The organism is Paenibacillus camerounensis, assembly GCF_000723885.1.
Lineage (GTDB): Bacteria > Bacillota > Bacilli > Paenibacillales > Paenibacillaceae > Paenibacillus_AQ > Paenibacillus_AQ camerounensis.
The window spans coordinates 164,760-181,629 of record NZ_CCDG010000078.1 but is presented as its reverse complement, the minus strand read 5'-3'; the positions used below and the strand labels follow the sequence as shown (position 1 = coordinate 181,629).

Below are 16,870 nucleotides of genomic sequence, written 5' to 3'. Positions count from 1 at the left end.
TTCAGAGAAGGCGGTAACCGTTAAATCCTTATATTTCAAGAATAAACCCTCCAGTAACTGGAGGGTCAATGCTTGATTACCGGCAATTGAATTTCGGTGATGAATTTGGAGGTATCCTGTGTAAGCCCATAATCGATATACGTAATTTCGAGTGAATCGTCAGTCAGGGTATAGCCCTCTTCCTCAGCGTAGCTCAGCAAATTCTTATAATGGACTGCTGCGTCTGCATGGGTACCGACAAACCGGAGCGTCAGGCAGGTCTGCATGGGAATTGTTTTTACAATCTGATCTGGCAGGGAGGGCTTATCCGCATCGATGAACAGGAATATGGCGTCATACTCATCGAAACGGTGTTCGGCAAGACTCGCGACTGCAAGCATTAATCCGACTTGCCCCAGGAAGACACTGGATTTGAGCGGGCTGCTGTTCTCTAGCTGTCTGATCCAAAGTTCCAGATTATCACTATGGTGGATTCGCTGCTTCAGCATGATGATCGTCCGTTCAGGAAAATCAGCCAGTCGTATCCTAAAATGATCCTCTGTCCGGGCCGCATCTTCAATCTGGTGAATCCGCTGCTCTAATCTCCGCTGAATCTGTTCGAATTCCCTGATTTTCTCTTCGGTCCGGGTCTTCTGCTCTTTTAACAGGAACAGAATATCATCCAGATTCCGGTTATGTACAAACTGCCCGATTTCCTTTAACGGAATGTTCAGTGCTTTTAAATACAGAATTGTATTCAGGCTCTCAAACTGCCCGGTAGAGTAATAACGGTATCCTGTCTGCTCATCCACTGATGCCGGTGTGAACAAGCCGATTTGATCATAATAACGTAGCGTCCGGATATCGATTTGAAAGAGCTTGGCCATTTCGCCGATTAAAAACATGCTGTTCATGGTTGGATTCAGGTCCCTTCCCTCTTCAGTAAGGACAGTTTTAATACTATGCATCTTATCATCCTGCCGTTTGAAAAAACAACCGGTGACAGTATACATCTTCAATTAATGATTAGAAGATTATCCAAATGGAAATACGGTAAGCGTCTATTAATGATGCGAAAGGAGTCGTTGACGCAGCTCTGCATCGCATACAAAAAACCACAGCCACGGCTTACCCGGAGACTGTGGTTCTGCTGCGGTTCTATCCCGCAATAATGTGAAATCGCTAACCCCGTGACCGTCCGCGGAACAGGTTGACGAGGAATAGGATCACCGCCACAAAAAGTAACAGGTGAATAAGATTGCCGACAACATCAAAGATAAAGCCGAACAGCCATGCAATAACCACTAGTCCGATTAAGCCCCATAGCATAAGAGGTACCGCCTTTCTCCTTAGGAGGTATTTGTCTCTACTTACCCGTATAGATGGAGAGTTAAACGGTGACCAGAAACTGGCATTATACTTCAAACTGTCTGATCAGATGCCTAGATCTTTCATGTCGAATGTACGGGAATGTCCGGGCTATAGCTTAAAGGAATCTACCGATGCTCTAAGCTCCGTTACAACCTGCTTCAAATTGTCCGATGAATGGACGACGCCTGATAAGATGTTCTTTTGCCCGGCAGCCTCGCCGTTAACCGAGCCCACCATCTGCGATACGGATTCTGCTGCACCAGTCAGCTCACCCATGGTCGCCGCAACCTCTTCAGAGGAAGCAGACAGCTGCTCGGTTACAGCGGACGCCTCGTGCAGCTGATTTGTTATGGAGCCAATCGATGAGATGATCTCCCCGAACACGGCATGGACCTCTCCCGCGCCAGCTTTTCCTGCCTTAATCTCTTCTGTAGTCTGGCTCATCAATAAGGACGCCTGTGTAATATCCGTGACGGTATCCTGCAAAATCAGGCTTACCTCCTCTGCGGCTTGTCTGGAGTGGTCGGATAAGCGTCTCATTTCAGTGGCAACCACCAGGAATCCGCGGCCGTGCTCACCTGCCCGTGCGGCTTCGATAGAGGCGTTAAGAGACAGCATGTTTGCGTCCTGCGCAAACCCCGATATGCTTGTGACAATTTGATTCATATGTATGGTCTTATTGTCCAGTGAGGCAATAACGGCTTCTAATGTAGAAATGATCCTTGCCAGATCAGACATTTGAACAGTCAATGAAGTGATCGACACCAGACCATGTGCGGCGGAAGACTGCATGACAGAGGAACTATCAGCAATATGTGTAGCGGTAGCGGCAATCCGGTTGACACCCTGCGCCATTTCTTCAACTGCGCGGCCGGTTTCTATAATACCGGTTAGCTGGCTTGTCACATGAATGGTCATTCCCTCCATATTTCCAACCACATTATCCGTTTGTGCCGATGCCGTATGTGATCCTAGCAGCACCTCCTGCATAGCCTGCTCTGTAACAGATGCACTTGCTGCAATGTTAGCGATCAGCTTTCTCAAATCACTGATGGTAGTGTCTACTGATCGGGACAGCTGGCCGAGGTCATCCTTCGGGTAGCTTGCGGAAGGCGCTGCAGTCAGATCTCCTTGGGTAAGATTCGACAGCCTGGTATTGACACTGTGCAGTGTGCTGGCGATATGGCGGATTGTCAGAGCTGCCAGAATCAGCGTAGCCGCCTCGACCAGGAATAACATGATGAAGCCGAAGCGTTCTTTTCGCAGAGCCTCGTTCTTGGCAGCCGCAATGTTAACCTTGGAGTAATTCTCCAGTGAGGAGGTTATTCGTGAAATAGCCGCGCCAATATCAGACAGCTGTGCATCCAGCGCATCTTCTTGCGGGGCAGCTCCCGCAGGCTGTGTGATGTCCGCAGACCACTTCTTGAGCTTGGCATTCAGATCGGTGAATAACAGGTTCAGCGTTGTGGTTGTATCCCTGTAAAGAATGCTGTCGAGTACGCCAAGCTGATCCAGCTCTGCCCTGGCAATCTCTATTTTATTGATAGTTGCAGCTGTTGCCGCGGATGTTACTTCCGTTCCTGAGTCACCACCGGTATAAATATACTTTTTATGCTCAAGCATAATGTGCTGCAGGTTTCTGTCCGCATCAAATAATTCTGTTGCTGAACGGATGGTTACGCTGTACAGAACGGTAGTTATATTGTTTATATCCCGTTTTCCGGTCTCGACCATATAAATCATCGCTACGGCAAAAGAAATCAGGCTGATTGAGATCATAAGGTACAGCTTAAGCCTGACTGAAAGATTCCTCCACAAGCTGAGCCCGGAATGCATCCGTTCTGCTAGTGATCCCCTCTCCCCTGTCCTTCCGGGAAAAGAAATTTCTCCGCCTGCTGCATTATTTGCGTTATTCATGTAATACCCTCTTTCTGGATGTATGACTTTCACATATGAAGCTGAAACAAACAAATATGTACGATTAGCAGTGAATTTTATAGATTTATTTTACCTGTGTTCAATGATAAAACACTGATAGACCTCTTAAAATTTGAAGTTTTTGCTGATTATTCCGGGTATCCGGCACGTTCAACCTCATGCTTAAGGAGCGTACAGAAAAAAGCCCCTCAATTATTGAGGGGCTATCGTGCAGTCATGGAGATGAGCCATCCGTTACCCGGCTCTTCCCTGTCTTATCTTCCGGACGTTGCGGTTCATGAGATGCCGGACAATATGTATAAATACAGCCTCACGCAAAGGGCCCAAATTCTGCCGGTGTACCGCGAAGAACTCATCAGGACTGTCAAATATTCCGAAATCCTGAACAATACCTTCCTTTTGAATATACGTATCGCTTTCATCCCAATATACAGCAGGGTTACTAAGGTTGTCTGTGGCAGCACCGTAACCGCAAAACCCTTTGGGGCAATCTGCAAATTTTTCCTGAAGCTTACTTAAATAAGGAATATCAAGGATAAAGCCCTCGATATTAAGCCACTTATCCTTATAACGGACTTCAACCCAGCTATGGACGATTTCCTGCGGGGAGAGCCTGTAATACCAGCCCTTCATCGCTCCTTTTTGCAGCTCCTTATGAATGGTAAATCCATGCATCCGGCACGGAATTCCTGCAGCTCTGAGCAGGGTCATGAAGAGAATCCCTTTAGTATTGCATTGTCCGTATCCGTCCCTCAAAATCTCAGAAGCCGGAATGACATCTGCACGGTTATAGCCAAACTGAATGTCGTCACGGACATAGTTGTAAATTTGCAGGATTTGCTGCTTAACCGGAAGCCGCATCCATCCTCGCTCTTGAATCAGCTGCTTAATGTGAGGATGAGAGTAATCCAATAATGTTGTCTCCGCCAAGTGTACAGTCATGGTGTAACACCTCCTGTACCTATTGTACGGTCATTGCAGAGTGGAAACTTTCAAAAAAACGCTATCCTTGCGGATTTCCCTCGCCGCCATTCCCAGCATCCGTTTACTTGTAGCGGCAAAGTGTGAAGGGCTGTCAAAGCCTGCTTCCATCGCCGCTTCCGTAATTGGGGCTCCGTTAAAAATCAAATAAACTGCTTTTTGCAGCTTATGCAGCACGATATATCCGCTCAGGGAGGTTCCCGTATTATCCTTGAACAGATGAGACAATCTGCTGCCGGAGAGTCCCAACTGGCTGGCGTATTCACCCACAGAGTGCTCAGAATCACGGCAATCCCTAATGAGGGTAATCAAATCCCGGATTCTGGTGTCTGTTACACCTGTCTGTACATGATCCAGCCGGAACAGCTTCATAAGCTGCCGGAAAAAGAGGCTATAGCTGCTGCTGTCCGTGATCTCTGAACTCTGCTCCAGAGCAAATGCAGTTATTGTATCCACCAGCTCAGGCTGGAGGATACTGTAGCCACGTCCGTCAATCTGCTGCCTGAACCCGGCTGCTATATCCGATGTCCCGTCAATCAGTAACAGCATTAACGGCTTTCCCGTTCCATTCAAACGATGTAAGACGTTGGAATCCATCACAATTCCTTTACAGTGAATAGTGCTGCCGTCCAGATCAATGTCCATCTCGCCCCCAAGTGCAAAGGTTACCTGCACAAAAGAATGCGCATGTTCATCTGCATCTATTGCATCGGACAGGACGAGCAGGTGATGCTCTGCCCCGTATAATTTCATCATCTGCTGAATCTCTCCAATCCGCCTTCTGCTTATCTGATCAGGTACCATTATAGCAAGAAAAACAAAGAGCCTGCACCTGGCAGGCTCTTCCGTCGATTATGATTCTTTACCTATATTGCTTTATTTCGGGTCTTACTTTATTCCAGGCCTTTTTTAGCGTAATCCGTCATAAATTCTACTGTCTGCGGGTCTGCATGGGAGAAAAACGCACTTTCTCCTGTATCTAGCGCCGCTATTCTATCCAGATCAGCTGCCGTCAGTTCAAAATCAAACACGCTGATATTCTGCTCCATCCGTTCCTTGCTTACGGTCTTTGGAATGACAACCACGCCGCGCTGGATCAGATAACGCAGAGCCACCTGGGCTACGGATTTGTTATATTGATCACCGACCTCCTGAAGGGTGGCATTGGTGAAGAAATTGTTTCTGCCTTCGGCAAACGGACCCCAGGACTCGATCTGAGTGTTGTATTTTTTCATAATCTCATGGGCTGCAGTCTGCTGATGGAAGACATGAGTCTCCACCTGATTGACAGCTGGAACGACTTCGCTGAATTTCACCAGATCGATATATCTGTCCGGATAGAAATTGCTTACGCCGATAGCTCTGATTTTACCGGCCTTGTAGAGCTCATCCATCGCCCGGTAGGTTCCGTAATAATCGTTAAACGGCTGATGGATCAGCACCAGATCGAGGTAGTCGAGCTGCAGCTTGCGCATGGATTCCGCTATAGATGCTTTGGCACGTTCATAGCCGGCGTTGGAGATCCAGACCTTGGTGGTGATGAAGAGTTCTTCCCTCGCTACTCCGCTTTTCTTAATTGCGTGTCCGACAGCCTCTTCGTTACGGTATGCCTGTGCAGTATCTATCGAGCGGTAACCGGCGCTGATTGCATCCGATACACATCTTTCGCATTCCTCAGCATCAGGGATCTGATATACCCCGTATCCGAGCACCGGCATTTGAACGCCATTATTAAGTGTTACATATTCCATTCTAATTCCTCCTTATTGGGCTCCGACTACGCGGTGCGGCACATATAATTCTTCGAGAAAAGCAACCTCTTCTGCTGTTAATGTTACGGACAACGCTCCGACTGCATCTTCTAGCTGGGCCAGCTTGGTTGCCCCGATAATCGGAGCAGCTACCGTTTCCTTCTGCAGCAGCCAGGCAAGGGCAATATGAATACGCGGTACGCCGCGTTGTTCGGCAAGGGCAGCTACCCGCTCGACAATCAGCCTGTCAGCTTCAGCAGACGCATCGTATTTGGATTTCTGGATGTGATCCGTTTCTGAGCGCAGCGTGGTTTCGGACCAGTCGCGGATCAGTCTTCCGGAAGCCAGCGGACTGTATGGCGTTGATGCTATTTGCTGATCCTTGAGGAGCGGCAGCATTTCCCTTTCCTCTTCCCGGTAGATCAGATTCAGGTGATTCTGCATGGACACAAAGCGGGTCCAGCCATTCTTCTCTGCGGTATGCTGCGCCTTCTGGAACTGCCAGGCATACATAGCGGAAGCGCCGATATAGCGGGCTTTTCCGGACTTCACTATATCATGCAGTGCTCCCATGGTCTCTTCGATTGGCGTATCGTAATCCCAGCGGTGAATGATGTACAGATCGACATAATCGGTTCCGAGCCGCTTCAGGCTTTTGTCAATTTCACTCAAAATAGCCTTCCGGGACAAGCCTCCGCCGTTAGGACCCTTGTGCATACGTCCCCAGACCTTGGTAGCCAGCACGATCTCATCCCGGTCTGCGTAATCCTTGAGCGCCCGGCCGGTGAATTCCTCACTGGTGCCGTTCGCATAGATGTTGGCTGTATCAAAAAAGTTAATCCCCAGCTCCAATGCCCGCTTGATAATTTCACGGCTGCGATCCTCATTCAGCACCCACTGGTGCCATTCCGGCAGCGCCTCCCCAAAGCTCATGCAGCCCAGACAGATCCGTGAGACATCCAGACCGGTATTACCGAATTTTACATATTCCACACTGTGTTCCTCCCATTCTATTGTGATATAGCACATATTCGTCTTACTTATTATGCCGGATTTTCATTCAAAACCGTTATCCCGATCGTACTGGATGCTTGCCTATTTCTGTCACGGAGCTTACTATAGGAATTCATAAGGTTTAGAATCGAGTACTAAGAACGGGAGGAATATGGTTATGCCAGCTGGCAGCATGAAGCAGCAAATGGAGCTTGCAGAGCTCATTCAGCGCTTTACACCGAGAGACGGGGTGTTTGAGACAGCGGTTCCTGATCTATCTGTTATCCGCTATTCAGAGGTCTCTGAGCCTGCATACAGGGTGTATAAGCCGTCTTTTTGTATGATTGCCCAAGGGGTTAAGGAGGTATTCCTGGCCGGGGAGCGGTTTGAGTACGGATCAGCCGATTATCTGGTTGCTTCAATGAATCTGCCCGTCGTCGGCCAGGTGATCAGAGCAGCAGCGGACAGGCCTTATCTCAGCTTCAAACTGGAGTTTAGCTATGAACAGATTCTGGAGGTCATGGGCGGGGCAAATGTACGGATTGTGCCGAGCGAGAACGCAAAACGTGCCTTATTTGTCGGCCAGACTGAGCCTTCCCTGATGAACGCGACCCTAAGACTGATGGAATTACTGGACAGGCCGGATGATATCCAATTTCTTGCGCCTTTATTCATAAAAGAAATCCTGTATACCCTGCTAAAAGGTCCCTACGGTGCCTCACTCGGACAAATCGCCATGGAGGGCAGCAATACTTACCGGATCAGAGAGGCGATTGATCAGCTTACTGCCCGTTATGACCAGTCCTTTCGTGTGGAACAGCTTGCCGAAGCAGCAAGCATGAGCCTGTCCACCTTCCACCGTAACTTTAAGGAGGTAACCGGCATGAGTCCGATCCAGTTTCAGAAGCAGCTCAGGCTGCAGGAAGCGCGCCGGATTCTGTTATCGGAGTCGGCTGAGGCTGCAGAGGTTGCGTTCCGGGTAGGCTACGAGAGTGCTTCCCAGTTCAGCCGTGAATATTCCCGGATGTTCGGCTCGCCGCCGCGCTCCGATGTCAAGCAATTGAAGGAAATGTATGATCCCGCCAGAAGCATTGTTTTTCTGGGCGATTGAGAGGATGTCATCGTAGATGGATGAAAAGGATTGGCGCATACTGGACGTACTGGGCACTGAACGCAATATTACAAGAACCGCAGAGCAGATTTATCTCTCCCAGCCTACGCTGACCCACCGCCTGCAGCAGCTGGAAAAAGAGCTCGGCATCAGCCTGTTCGTCTACCGGGGGCGGCGCGGAATTGAGTTCACGGAGCAGGGTGAGACGATGGTAGGCTATGCGCGGGAAATGCTGGAGAGGCTGTCCGAGGTCAAAAGCAGGCTGGTCAGCCAGCGCGGAGATATAAGCGGCACACTCCGGCTTGGCGTCTCCCGGTCTGTGGCGTTGTATCGCCTCCCGGCGGTACTGCGGCAATTTTCAGAGGCCTACCCGCTGATTGAATATGATATTACTACTGCGATCAGCCAGGAATTGCTTGGTTCAGTAGCTACCCAGAAGGAGCAGATCGGGATTATCCGGGGTATTCCCCACTGGCTGGAGCATAAGGAGATGCTTGAGCAGGAGCAGGTATGCATCCTCTCTTCTGTGCCGGTTAATGTGGAGGAGCTTCCGCAGCTACGCCGGATTACCTTTACAACGGACCCTTCCTTAAGCAGGATCATCGATGGCTGGTGGAAGCAGCAGTTCAGCAAGCCCGCCAATGTACTTATGCATGTGGACAATGCAGAAATTGCCAAACGGATGGTACAAAACGGACTGGGCTACGCCATTGTTCCGTCCATCGTCCTGACAGAAGATGACAATCAGCTGTACCGGACAGCATTAACCGGGGCAGACAGCGAAGCCGTTACCTGGTCCACCTGGTTATTATACAGGGAGGAGCTGCTGGACATACCGGCAGTTTCAGCCTTTGTTCAGTTTGTACAGCAGCATTACCGGGCTTCCATACCCTCACTCTATGATAATCCATAGAAAAATACGATTTTTCCGCTTCTGCACCTGCAGCTACAATGAAGAAAAAGCTCAGACAGAAGGGTAGCCGCGTATGTTTATTAATGTCATGATTCTTGGTATTGCTTTTCAGCTCATTCTTAACTTAACCAGACCTGCAGTGCCCTTGTTCGCTTCCTCTTTGGGGGCGTCCACGCTCGAGATCGGTGTTTTGACCGCCTGCTATGCTTTTCTCCCCATGTTTTTCTCTATTTCCGCAGGCAAAATGGCCGACCGGTTCGGCGACCGCCTCCCGGTTCTGGCCGGGATGACCGGATTAGGCTTATCTATGGCCCTCCCCTGGTGTTTCCCCTCCCTCTGGGCGCTTTATGCGTCCCAGCTGATTACAGGCTTCTCCAGTATTTTCATTGCTATTTCCCTGCAAAATGTACTGGGGCATGCTGCTCCTGAAGGCAAGCGCAACGAGTATTACGGCTGGTTCAGCACCGCTAATTCCCTCGGCGCCCTGCTCGGTCCGGTGACCGCCGGCTATCTTATCAGTCACCTGTCCTATCCGGCGGTTTTTGCCGCAGCCTTCTTTGTTTTTCTGTTTACTTTTGTATTTGCATGGAAGCTCTCCTCCGGCAAGCCTGCTGCCGCCGCTGCAAAAACCGGACTGGCGGACTCTCTGGGTCTGCTTAAGCTCCCCGCCCTTCGCAGGGCGCTGATCGGCAATGCGCTCGCACTGTACTCCAGAGAAATCTTTGCCGCCTATTTTCCGCTGTATGCAGTAAGTAAAGGCATCTCAGTAACGGAAATCGGCTGGATTCTCTCCATTCAGGGATTGTCCATGGTGCTGGTCCGCCTGTTCATGCCCTGGCTGCAGCGTAAGCTTTCTAATGATGCCATCCTGATAGGCTCTATTGCCGCATCCGGGACAGCATTTTTGCTGGTCGCCTTAACTGTACATCCTGTGTGGCTTGGAGTTTGGAGCGTATTGATGGGACTCGGCCTGGGCTGCGGGCAGCCTATTTCAATGTCGGTTGCTTATCAGTCATCGCCTGTTTCAAGAACGGGTGAGGTACTGGGGCTGCGTCTATTAATAAACAGGGTCTCACAGTTCACAGCTCCGCTGCTGTTCGGGATGATCGGTGCGTCGCTGGGACTCATTACCGTCTTCTATACCAGCAGCTTCTTTTTACTGGGCGGAACTCTGCTGATCAAGCCGCCGAAGAAGGAATGAAGGCTAAGTTGTATGAATACAAGCATTTATAAATGCCGAAAATAGCTTTCTGCTGCTGCTGTCTGTCCCGTAACTGAACTCCGGATGCCACTGCACAGCAAGAATAAATCGTTTGTCCTGAAGAGATACTGCTTCAACCAGGCCGTCCTCCGCTGTTGCCGCAGCAGTCAATCCCGCAGGCAGTGCTTTGATCCCCTGGTGATGATAGCTGTTAACGTCTATTTGATCTGTCTGCAATATGTAGTGAAGCAATGTATCTGTATGGATATGTACAGAATGGGACGGCTCGGCATAAGGCGGCTTCTGCTTATGGCTGACCGTAATGTCTGCATTCATCTGCGAGGGAATGTCCTGATACAAGGTTCCGCCGCACAGAACATTGAACAGTTGTAATCCGCGGCAGATTCCGAGGGCGGGCTTGTCCAATCCGACTATTCGGTCAAACAGCAGCTGCTCCATTCTGTCGCGTTCGTCACACCATTCCCCGCAGACCGCTTCTGCTTGTTCCCCATACCATTCTGGATTGATATCATGTCCGCCGGTAAACAGAAAGCCATCAAATTGGCCGGCCAGAGCAGCAATAATATCCTCATCCGTTGTAAGCGGCAGCATCACAGGGATTCCGCCTTCGTTCTCGATTGCCTTCATGTAAGCCGGGAGCATCCAGTAGCTCTCTTTACCGGAGTCGTATAATGGCAGGACGCCTATCATTGGTTTGTTCATTGCTGTACCTCCCTTATTTATTGTCGTTTATTATAAGCGGAGGCGGAGGATATTACTAGATTATTGCTGACATAACGCGTCAGCTTGAAGGCAGTCTATACTTTTTCCTGATTTGGGGGTGTGTGGAGTGCTATTGTTTGGTGTTGAAATGAAGTTTGGTGGTGAGAATATTTTTTTGATTTTTCTGATGTGAATTTTTCATGTGTTGAGATGTGCATTTTGTTGTCTTGATAAGGTTTATGTGGCGGTTCACTCATGCTTTGTTGGCCTTTCAGCTTAAACACAAAAAAAAGCACGAAGCCCTTAAGGCTCCATGCTTCCTGCTTGCTATTGAATTCAGCTCTTCTTTTTACGCCATTTGTAGGCTTTGCGGACAAGCTCTAATAGTGCTTGGGGAACCGGAAAGATCCAACGTGAGGCAATAGGCTTGTACAGCCGGTAGTAAGCCTTTTTGAAATCCTCCCACATGCTGCAGTCTTCCTGCTTCAAAAAATCAGACACGTCGACAATCAGGCCGCGGCCATCCTTGACCATCACATTTTTGGCGTGGACATCATGCGGATGAAGACCGCGGGATCGGGCATAATCCAGCGCGATGTCTATATCGCGGATCGCCTGCTCAGTAATCAGTATTGCCTGCTTCATAGAGTCGTAAAAGGTAACGCCGCGCAGCCGGTCCAGAATAAGAAAGGTATTTCCGATATAATAGCACTGTGCATATGCCGGATGCTGTCCCAGAAGCTTGTAAACCTCCGCTTCCTCCTCCAGGCCTGGCCTACCAGGTGCATAGATTTTCACCGCATAGGCTTCATAATCGGGATGGCAAAAAACAGCGGCATAATTGCCGCAGCCCAGCAGCCTCCAGGGATGCGGTACATTGCTGACTTTTACAGGCTCCTGCGGATCAATACTCTCAATAGCAGCTTTTAACATTAATTCATCGGTAATCAGTTCCGTCAGCTTCTCCATACCCAGCTTCTCCCTGCAGCCCTTCAGGCCTATGTTTCTCTCAATATATCATAGGTCCAGAAGAATCAACCTACCATTGTCCATTTTCCCTGTTGGTATCAATGACCTCCTTGAACCGGTCCGGGTAATTCGTATAGACTCCATCAACGCCCCACAGGTAGGCTTTATCCATGTTGACCTGATAATTCACCGTATATGGCATCACTTTAAGCCCGGCATTCTTCACTTCAGCTACATAAGACGGTCCGATTCCCTGGAAGTTAGGACTGATTCCGACAGCATACGTCTTCACATTCTCCAGATAGGATGCAGGAGCCCTCGCCGCGCTATAATCATTCCATACAAGCTGGTACAGCGGGATTTCCGGGTTGATCGCATGAAGCTTGCGCAGACTTGCACTGCTGAAGGAATGAACGGAGACAACATCCTCCAGATTATATTTTAGAACCGCTTCATTTAACAAGGTCTCAATCTGGCTGTTCGCGGCCGGCTGCTTAATCTCGATCATGTAACGGGTCTTGTCCCCGAATGTCTCAAACACCTCATCCAGCGTCGGGATGGTGATTCCGGCATATTGTTCCCTGGCGAACATCGGATAAGCTTCATTAAACCAGGTTCCCGCATCAAGCTGCTTGATCTGCTCCAGGGTCATATTTTTCACAAATCCCCTGCTGCCTGTAGTCCGGTTCACTGTCTCATCATGAATCACGACCGGAATCTGGTCCTTCGTTAGATGGATGTCGAGCTCAATGTAATCGGCCTGCATTTCAATCGCCAGCTCTATAGCCGGGATGGTATTCTCAGGGGCATATCCGGAAGCACCGCGGTGGGCAATCGTTATAACCTTATCCGCCGGATCGATGATCTCCTTAACCTTCACCCGTATCCATGGAAAATAGGCATACAATGCTGAAAACAAAAACACAAACATTAAAACATGTACTCCAATAAAATAAGCCTTATGCCTAAAAATGTTCTTCATTCATCTACCCTCTTTTTTCTCTGATCCTTAACAGCATAAATAATATATTAACATGCCGCACAGGTTTATCGTTATCTTTTCATTGGCGGCAGAGGTATTTTTTATTATATTCCAGGCGGAACCATATGCGAATTAAAAAATAGGCAGCGTCTCATTGGGGCTTGTCACAGCAAAACTACTATACAAGCTTCATAAAAGCGCTTAATATACTGATAGAAAACGATAACAAAGGAGACAGACAACCATGCTGGATTCAAGCACAACAGGACAGCTAACAAAAACACTTAGCGCCAGCATTGCAAACAAAGAAATTGCAGGCGCTAACTTTATGGTGATTAAAAACGGTGAGGAAGTCTTTTATCACGAGGACGGGCTGGCTGATCTGGAGACGGGACGCCCGATTGCCCGGGATTCCCTCTTCAGACTATACTCGATGAGCAAGCCGGTAACAGCTACAGCGGTTATGCTGCTGCTGGAACGCGGAGAAATAGATCTGTTCGATCCTGTAAGCCGTTACATACCCGGATTCCGCAATCAAAAGGTTGACAAAGACGGTGAACTGGCAGCTCCTGAACGTGAAGTTAACATCCGTGACCTGCTCAACATGACATCGGGACTGGTGTACGGCGGCCCAGGACTGGCCGGGCAACATACAGAAGCACTGATTCAGGAGTTAAGCAGCCGCCTCCATGGAGAGAATCCGATGACGACATTGGAATTCGCAGACAGATTGGGTCAGGGTCCTCTCGCCTTCGAGCCGGGATCATCCTGGCAATACGGAACCTCGGGCGATATACTCGGGGCGGTTGTAGAAGCTGTAAGCGGTAAGAGGTACGGGGAATTTCTGCAGACGGAAATTTTCGGGCCGCTGGGTATGAAGGATACCGGCTTCTGGCTGACTGAAGAAGAACAAAGAACCCGGCTGGCTAAAACGTATCAGGATGACGAAAATGGCGGATTAACACTCTACGCTGACAGCCACCTCGGCATTAACCACCAGTTTGACCGTGAACCGGCATTTGAATCCGGCGGAGCAGGACTTGCCTCCACAATCGAAGATTCGGCTAAGTTCACCACCATGCTTCTGAACAACGGAAGTCTTAACGGTGTACAGCTGCTTAAAGAAAGAACCGTACAATACATGACCTCGGCTGGTTTAACACCTCCGCAGCAGAAGGGCTTCGCCCTGTGGCAATCCCTGTGCGGACACAGCTACGGCAACCAGATGCGCATTATGACCGAGCCCGGCCAGGCCGGACATATCGGCAGCAAAGGCGAATACGGCTGGGACGGCTGGCTTGGCGCCTACTTCATGAACAGCCCGCAGGATGCGCTGACGATACTGTTTATGGTCCAGAAAAAAGACGCCGGCACCCTCCCTGTCACCCGCAAGCTGCGGAATATTGTGTTTAGCAGTTTGTAAGGATTGAGATATATGAAAACGGCAGTCCGGACTTTTATTTAAAAAGTCTAGATTGCCGTTTTTCTTATTAAATCAATATTATCGTAACTCCAGAGAATGTCTGGACTTCCGGCCGTAAGGCGGACGCTGTTGCTACTCCAGTTCCAACCCTCTTATTTACCCCTCTTCCCTTATAAGATATTTTCAAGTTCAAACTGTATAGAGCGTCATTAAAAGACTAACAAACCGTCTCCCGTTCGTGCCTTAGGTAAGGCGTTGAGCAGCGGATGGATCTCCCTTGCCAAAGTGCTAACCTTAGTCAGTCGGTTCGGAATCAAATGAGTTTTAAGTGTAGTTTGTGCAATTAAAACAGGGGAATTCAGTCATTTTAAGGAGATAACTGTATTTTATACATCTATTTTTCGCTAAAAAGTCGGTTTAGGGCGTTTTGGGCAAATATAAATGTATAGAGTGCAGTTAAAACCTGCAGCGAAGCTATTTAGCCTAGTTTAGTTGCAAAAAGTACAGTTATTTCAACCCGGATCATTCATGATGCCGTGCAATTACCTACGAAACAGGGCAAGTGCATCACCGAGAAGAAGGATAGGCGGACGCTGCCGCCTTTATTTGGTTTTACTGGATCTTCTCTCTGCTTCCCCCAGCAGAAAAGTAGCTTTGATGTTGGACAACAGCCCAATTCATTTCGCTACCAAGTTACAGCTGTTTCCCAAGGAGTATCCGCATGTGCAGCTTGTTTTTCTATCACCTTACAACCCAAACCGGAACCCTGCTGATAAAGGACTTTAGCTGTGGAAGCAATAGATTGTCTCAATGTGAGGTTATAAAGGTAATCGCGGTTTATATGTCTAGATTTTTTTTCTTACCTGTGTGACAATGATTTTTGAGTCGTATAATAGTTATTATTTCCCTCATCTGTCTGCAAACACATGTACCATCACTATTCAAGCTTCATTAAACGCTTAATATGCTCATAGAAAACTACTAAAAAGGAGACAGACCACTATGCTCGATTCTGGCACAACCGCACAGCTGACCAAAACGCTCAGCACCAGTATTGCAAACAACGAGATTGCCGGTGCTAACTTTATGGTTATTAAAAACGGCAAAGAAGTATTTTATCATGAGGACGGCCTGGCAGATATAGAAATTGGACGCTCTATTGCCCGGGATACCATCTTCAGGCTGTACTCGATGAGCAAGCCGGTAACAGCTACAGCCATTATGCTGCTTCTGGAGCGGGGAGAACTGGATCTGTTTGATTCTGTAAGCCGTTACATACCTGGATTCCATCAGCAAAAAGTAGTTAAGGAAGGCGGACTGACATCTCCAGCACGAGAATATTGTGTTTAGCTGTTTGTAAGGATTGTGATATATGAAAACGGCAGTCAAAGACTTTTTTTTAAAAGTCTTGTCTGCCGTTGTTTTTGTTAAAAGTTAGTTTATGCTGTTTTATATTATCTTACTCTTATAGAATATTGTAAAACTAAAGTTTCCCTGACTCATTGGCTAATCTAAATTGGGTGCTCTGAACCATTCACTCTCTTCATTTTCTCTCCACGCCATCCAACCTTGGGGAAGATCAAAAAGTTCAGTTAATGTCGAATCAATATTAACCATCTCCATTAGTGATAACAAACGTGCTTCCTCTTCATTGATCTTGTTACCATCTAGAAATTGCCACATACCATCCTCTGCATCATGGGTTACATATAAAACAGGACTTTCTCTGTTCATAATTTTCTCTAAGGTAAGGACAGCTACGTTTGGTAAATCTTCAAATGCCATGGGTCAACACATCCTTGAATGAAATAGTGCTCATTTTGTATTGCACATAAGTCTTCGCTCCGTAATGATTGAGCTGTCATTTCACGCTTGCTTAATTCTTATTATGCCATGGCTCTGATGTCCAGATAGACTTTCTAGCGAAACACAACATATTCCCCTTCTTTTTGAGGTACATTTCCTTTGGGCTATCCCTATATACATCAAACAAGTGCTTAGGCAATATAGCTGCATCAAATGCCCACATATTATCCTGCGCTCCACAAACTAATGCTTCCCAAGGTCTTCCGTCAGTAGCTTCGTTTGTGAAATATACTCCACTCTCTTTAAATTGTTCCGAGAAATGTTTCATCATTGCCCATAACAGGGACTTGTGCTCATCTTTCAACTGCCCTGTACTGCTATTGAATACAATTTCCTCTGACCCAAATAACAAGCTAACTTCAAGCCATGATTCTTGTAGTTCACTTATTACTTGTGGCGTCCACAACATAACATATGGACGAATATGAAGTGGATTCCCATTATTATCTAATAACTGAGCGTAATCTCCCCCGCCGACATGACTATTCTCTTCGTCTGTGTACTCCCATTCCAGTTCATTTGTGAAGTATTTTGCATCAAGACCCAGGGAATTTAAAGTAACAGAAAAATTCTTGATAATACTATAAAAGTTATTTTGATCGCACTTGAGATATGTTTGAATTTGTGAATATTCTGGCATCAAAACACATCCATTTGTTTTAGTCAGTG

General features: G+C 47.9%; 17 protein-coding genes. 5 read left to right on the top strand and 12 right to left on the bottom strand.

Annotated features, from left to right (window positions below; translation table 11 throughout):
• Positions 1-65: 65 nt before the first annotated feature.
• The 7 genes from BN3772_RS26065 to BN3772_RS26040 all read right to left on the bottom strand — a co-directional run bounded on the left by BN3772_RS26065 (position 66) and on the right by BN3772_RS26040 (position 7,013).
• Positions 66-947 carry a MerR family transcriptional regulator gene (locus BN3772_RS26065; RefSeq protein ID WP_244444840.1) on the bottom strand — a complete coding sequence of 294 codons (882 nt, stop codon included), beginning with the start codon at positions 945-947 and terminating at the stop codon, positions 66-68.
• A 214-nt stretch (positions 948-1,161) separates the two neighbouring features.
• Positions 1,162-1,308 carry a lmo0937 family membrane protein gene (locus tag BN3772_RS30790; protein ID WP_156131136.1) on the bottom strand — a complete coding sequence of 49 codons (147 nt, stop codon included), beginning with the start codon at positions 1,306-1,308 and terminating at the stop codon, positions 1,162-1,164.
• Between the two features lie 150 nt (positions 1,309-1,458).
• Positions 1,459-3,267 carry a methyl-accepting chemotaxis protein gene (locus BN3772_RS26060; RefSeq protein ID WP_042203242.1) on the bottom strand — a complete coding sequence of 603 codons (1,809 nt, stop codon included), beginning with the start codon at positions 3,265-3,267 and terminating at the stop codon, positions 1,459-1,461.
• A 255-nt stretch (positions 3,268-3,522) separates the two neighbouring features.
• Entirely contained in the window at positions 3,523-4,230 is a 708-nt protein-coding gene (locus BN3772_RS26055; protein ID WP_042203241.1) for a transglutaminase-like domain-containing protein, read from the bottom strand.
• 30 nt (positions 4,231-4,260) lie between these two features.
• Positions 4,261-5,025 carry a helix-turn-helix domain-containing protein gene (locus tag BN3772_RS26050; protein WP_052380699.1) on the bottom strand — a complete coding sequence of 255 codons (765 nt, stop codon included), beginning with the start codon at positions 5,023-5,025 and terminating at the stop codon, positions 4,261-4,263.
• Between the two features lie 137 nt (positions 5,026-5,162).
• Positions 5,163-6,020 carry an aldo/keto reductase gene (locus tag BN3772_RS26045; RefSeq protein ID WP_042203240.1) on the bottom strand — a complete coding sequence of 286 codons (858 nt, stop codon included), beginning with the start codon at positions 6,018-6,020 and terminating at the stop codon, positions 5,163-5,165.
• A gap of 12 nt (positions 6,021-6,032) precedes the next feature.
• Positions 6,033-7,013 carry an aldo/keto reductase gene (locus BN3772_RS26040; protein WP_042203239.1) on the bottom strand — a complete coding sequence of 327 codons (981 nt, stop codon included), beginning with the start codon at positions 7,011-7,013 and terminating at the stop codon, positions 6,033-6,035.
• A gap of 178 nt (positions 7,014-7,191) precedes the next feature.
• Between BN3772_RS26040 and BN3772_RS26035 the strand changes: the two genes are divergently transcribed.
• From BN3772_RS26035 to BN3772_RS26025, 3 genes are all read left to right on the top strand, one after another.
• Positions 7,192-8,124 carry an AraC family transcriptional regulator gene (locus BN3772_RS26035; RefSeq protein ID WP_042203238.1) on the top strand — a complete coding sequence of 311 codons (933 nt, stop codon included), beginning with the start codon at positions 7,192-7,194 and terminating at the stop codon, positions 8,122-8,124.
• A 16-nt stretch (positions 8,125-8,140) separates the two neighbouring features.
• Entirely contained in the window at positions 8,141-9,037 is an 897-nt protein-coding gene (locus BN3772_RS26030) for a LysR family transcriptional regulator (protein ID WP_042203237.1), read from the top strand.
• A 73-nt stretch (positions 9,038-9,110) separates the two neighbouring features.
• Entirely contained in the window at positions 9,111-10,238 is a 1,128-nt protein-coding gene (locus BN3772_RS26025; protein WP_042203236.1) for an MFS transporter, read from the top strand.
• Between the two features lie 3 nt (positions 10,239-10,241).
• On the opposite strand, the gene BN3772_RS26020 is transcribed toward BN3772_RS26025, so the two are convergent.
• The 3 genes from BN3772_RS26020 to BN3772_RS26010 all read right to left on the bottom strand — a co-directional run bounded on the left by BN3772_RS26020 (position 10,242) and on the right by BN3772_RS26010 (position 12,912).
• A complete protein-coding gene (locus tag BN3772_RS26020) occupies positions 10,242-10,961 on the bottom strand; it encodes a gamma-glutamyl-gamma-aminobutyrate hydrolase family protein (RefSeq protein WP_042203235.1) in 720 nt (239 codons plus the stop codon).
• A gap of 336 nt (positions 10,962-11,297) precedes the next feature.
• On the bottom strand, positions 11,298-11,930 hold the full coding sequence (locus BN3772_RS26015; RefSeq protein ID WP_042203234.1) for a protein kinase family protein: 633 nt from the start codon (positions 11,928-11,930) through the stop codon (positions 11,298-11,300).
• 70 nt (positions 11,931-12,000) lie between these two features.
• Positions 12,001-12,912, bottom strand: a complete 912-nt coding sequence (locus tag BN3772_RS26010; RefSeq protein WP_052380698.1) for a glycerophosphodiester phosphodiesterase — start codon at positions 12,910-12,912, stop codon at positions 12,001-12,003.
• A gap of 244 nt (positions 12,913-13,156) precedes the next feature.
• Here BN3772_RS26010 and BN3772_RS26005 point away from each other — a divergent pair, with 244 nt between their 5' ends.
• A complete protein-coding gene (locus BN3772_RS26005; RefSeq protein ID WP_042203233.1) occupies positions 13,157-14,335 on the top strand; it encodes a serine hydrolase domain-containing protein in 1,179 nt (392 codons plus the stop codon).
• 1,002 nt (positions 14,336-15,337) lie between these two features.
• Positions 15,338-15,685, top strand: coding sequence for a serine hydrolase domain-containing protein (locus BN3772_RS26000; RefSeq protein WP_042203231.1), 348 nt, complete (start codon positions 15,338-15,340; stop codon positions 15,683-15,685).
• Positions 15,686-15,841: 156 nt separating this feature from the next.
• Here the strand turns inward: BN3772_RS26000 and BN3772_RS25995 are convergent, their stop codons facing one another.
• Both BN3772_RS25995 and BN3772_RS25990 read right to left on the bottom strand, forming a co-directional pair.
• Positions 15,842-16,120 carry a hypothetical protein gene (locus tag BN3772_RS25995; RefSeq protein ID WP_042203229.1) on the bottom strand — a complete coding sequence of 93 codons (279 nt, stop codon included), beginning with the start codon at positions 16,118-16,120 and terminating at the stop codon, positions 15,842-15,844.
• 91 nt (positions 16,121-16,211) lie between these two features.
• Positions 16,212-16,841, bottom strand: a complete 630-nt coding sequence (locus tag BN3772_RS25990) for a hypothetical protein (protein WP_042203227.1) — start codon at positions 16,839-16,841, stop codon at positions 16,212-16,214.
• Positions 16,842-16,870: the final 29 nt, after the last annotated feature.

Coding starts and splice junctions, on each gene's coding strand:
- BN3772_RS26065 (WP_244444840.1), bottom strand. CDS start 947: ATGCATAGTATTAAAACTGTCCTTACTGAAGAGGGAAGGGACCTGAAT.
- BN3772_RS30790 (WP_156131136.1), bottom strand. CDS start 1,308: ATGCTATGGGGCTTAATCGGACTAGTGGTTATTGCATGGCTGTTCGGC.
- BN3772_RS26060 (WP_042203242.1), bottom strand. CDS start 3,267: ATGAATAACGCAAATAATGCAGCAGGCGGAGAAATTTCTTTTCCCGGA.
- BN3772_RS26055 (WP_042203241.1), bottom strand. CDS start 4,230: ATGACTGTACACTTGGCGGAGACAACATTATTGGATTACTCTCATCCT.
- BN3772_RS26050 (WP_052380699.1), bottom strand. CDS start 5,025: ATGATGAAATTATACGGGGCAGAGCATCACCTGCTCGTCCTGTCCGAT.
- BN3772_RS26045 (WP_042203240.1), bottom strand. CDS start 6,020: ATGGAATATGTAACACTTAATAATGGCGTTCAAATGCCGGTGCTCGGA.
- BN3772_RS26035 (WP_042203238.1), top strand. CDS start 7,192: ATGCCAGCTGGCAGCATGAAGCAGCAAATGGAGCTTGCAGAGCTCATT.
- BN3772_RS26030 (WP_042203237.1), top strand. CDS start 8,141: ATGGATGAAAAGGATTGGCGCATACTGGACGTACTGGGCACTGAACGC.
- BN3772_RS26025 (WP_042203236.1), top strand. CDS start 9,111: ATGTTTATTAATGTCATGATTCTTGGTATTGCTTTTCAGCTCATTCTT.
- BN3772_RS26020 (WP_042203235.1), bottom strand. CDS start 10,961: ATGAACAAACCAATGATAGGCGTCCTGCCATTATACGACTCCGGTAAA.
- BN3772_RS26015 (WP_042203234.1), bottom strand. CDS start 11,930: ATGGAGAAGCTGACGGAACTGATTACCGATGAATTAATGTTAAAAGCT.
- BN3772_RS26010 (WP_052380698.1), bottom strand. CDS start 12,912: ATGAAGAACATTTTTAGGCATAAGGCTTATTTTATTGGAGTACATGTT.
- BN3772_RS26005 (WP_042203233.1), top strand. CDS start 13,157: ATGCTGGATTCAAGCACAACAGGACAGCTAACAAAAACACTTAGCGCC.
- BN3772_RS26000 (WP_042203231.1), top strand. CDS start 15,338: ATGCTCGATTCTGGCACAACCGCACAGCTGACCAAAACGCTCAGCACC.
- BN3772_RS25995 (WP_042203229.1), bottom strand. CDS start 16,120: ATGGCATTTGAAGATTTACCAAACGTAGCTGTCCTTACCTTAGAGAAA.
- BN3772_RS25990 (WP_042203227.1), bottom strand. CDS start 16,841: ATGCCAGAATATTCACAAATTCAAACATATCTCAAGTGCGATCAAAAT.